Source organism: Acidisoma sp. S159, assembly GCF_009766125.1.
Lineage (GTDB): Bacteria > Pseudomonadota > Alphaproteobacteria > Acetobacterales > Acetobacteraceae > Acidisoma.
In genome coordinates this window covers 3312-5508 of sequence record NZ_LMUG01000095.1, presented here as the reverse complement: position 1 = coordinate 5508, position 2197 = coordinate 3312, and the positions used below count along the sequence as shown (strand labels likewise).

At 63.3% G+C, this 2197-nt stretch carries 3 pseudogenes; 1 reads left to right on the top strand and 2 read right to left on the bottom strand.

The window, feature by feature from the left end:
• Window positions 1-349, bottom strand: a pseudogene (locus GSQ92_RS31295) (transposase); the annotation flags it as partial.
• A 202-nt stretch (window positions 350-551) separates the two neighbouring features.
• Here GSQ92_RS31295 and GSQ92_RS28370 point away from each other — a divergent pair.
• A pseudogene (locus GSQ92_RS28370) lies at window positions 552-1750 on the top strand (IS256 family transposase).
• A gap of 57 nt (window positions 1751-1807) precedes the next feature.
• Here GSQ92_RS28370 and GSQ92_RS28365 read toward each other — a convergent pair.
• Window positions 1808-2197 (bottom strand): annotated as a pseudogene (locus GSQ92_RS28365) (winged helix-turn-helix domain-containing protein); the annotation flags it as partial.

The following is a 2197-nucleotide window of genomic DNA, read 5'->3' as shown; positions in this document are numbered from 1 at the left end:
GGTTCAGCTCGGGGCATTTCGGTGGCAGCGGCACGATCGTGATGTTCTCCGGGACATTCAGCCTGGGCGACATATGCCAGCCGGCCTGATCAAGTAGGAGGGCGGCGTGCCGGCCTGGTGTGACGCTTTCCGAAATGACCTTCAGATGCAGGTCCATGGCTTCAGTGTCGCACCAAGGTAGAACAAGCGCTGCCGCGGTTCCTTTCTTCGGGCAGATAGCGCCGAAAATGTAGGTCCAGGCCGTGCGCTGGTCATGCGGGGCAGAGGGTCGAGTGCCTCGTCTTGCCCATCGCCGAGTGATCTTGTTCTTCTGTCCGATTCTAGCTTCATCAGCGAACCAAACCTCTACGTCGCTACGTTCAATTCCCTTTTCGCGCGCGATTTCGTCCAGACGGGGGTCGTGTCCCACGTGTTGGTGTAGGAGGCCGCTGACTGGCCTGCTTGCGCGACCGCCGAAAGTCTGGCGCGGGCAGACCGGTCGGTGGCCACCGCGGTGATCTTGGGTAAGGGTTGGGTTGTCGAGACACAACCTGAACCTGAGGATCACTACGATGACCGAGGACAAGATCGCGCTTCGCGCCCTTCTGGAGAAGGGGTCAGATGCGACATTCCTGCGCGAGATGATCGGCTTTGCCGCCGAGCGTCTGATGCAGTTGGAGACGGAGGCGCTGTGCAACGCCGCGCCGGGCGAGCGCAGTCCCGAACGCAGTAACCAGCGCAACGGCTACCGGGACCGGGAATGGCAAACCCGCGCGGGCACTGTTGAGCTGCGCATCCCCAAGCTAGCCGCGGCAGCTATTTCCCGACCTTCCTGGAGCCCCGCCGCATGGCAGAGAAGGCGCTGACCGCCGTGATCCAGGAGGCCTATATTCAGGGCATCTCGACCCGCTCGGTCGACGATCTGGTCAAGGCTCTTGGCTTGGATGGCATCAGCAAGAGCCAGGTGTCGCGCCTCTGCGGCGAGATCGACGAACGGGTGAATGCCTTCCTCTCACGGCCGATCGAGGGCGAGTGGCCCTATGTCTGGCTGGACGCCACCTACGTGAAGGTGCGGCGCGATCACCAGATCGTCTCCGTCGCGGTCATCATCGCGGTCGGCGTCAACACCGATGGCAGGCGCGAGGTGCTCGGCATGACGGTCGGGCACAGCGAGGCCGAACCGTTCTGGGTCGAGTTCCTCCGCAGCCTGGCCCGCCGCGGCCTGCGCGGCGCCAAGCTCGTCATCTCGGACGCCCATGAAGGATTGAAGGCCGCCATCACTAAGGTGCTGAGCGCCACCTGGCAGCGCTGCCGCGTCCACTTCATGCGCAACGCCCTGGCCTATGCAGGCAAGACCCAGCGCCGCATCGTCTCCGCCTGGGTCGGCACCGCCTTTGCCCAGGACGATGCCGCCTCCGCCCGCAAGCAATGGCGCGAAGTGGCGGATCAAGCACGACCCCGTGTGCCAAAACTGGCGGCGCTAATGGACGATGCCGAGACCGATGTGCTGGCCTATATGGGGTTCCCGCCACAGCACCGCGCCAAACTTCACAGCACCAATCCCCTCGAGAGACTGAACGGCGAAATCAAGCGCCGCAGCGAGGTCGTCGGGATATTCCCCAACGAAGCCGCGGTCACGCGGCTCATCGGAGCCCTGCTCCTGGAACAAAATGACGAATGGGCTGTGCAGCGTGCCCGCTACATGACACTGGAAACCATCGCGCCTCTGAGCGATGATCCGCTTGTCAGCATGCCTTCGCTGGCATCCTGATGCGGCAGCCAACGCTGCCCACGAACACCGTTCCTACACCACGCTGTGGGACACGATCCAGACGGGTTGGGAGGTTTTTTTAAAAGTCTCGATCGCGCCCTCAGCCTGGGCATGGTGGCGTGGTCGCGCAGACAGCTTGCGGTATCCCATCTTGCGCAATTCACGGCTGAGCGTCTGCTTGGAGATGCTCACTTTATGTTCCTCGAACAGCCACTGACATAGGTCGATGATACGCCAGCGCACAACGCCATGGATCGCTGGAATAGGGCCACTCTCGACCTGAGCAGCAAGGGCGGCGCGCTGCGCCGCTAAGAGCCTGGCAGGCTGGCCAGGCGCCTTGCGATCGAGCAGGCCCATGGCGCCCTCCGCGTTGAACCTCAGCACCCAATCCCGCACGATCTGCAAGGTGACGCCGCCGATCTTGGCGGCGTCACTCCGCGTGCCACC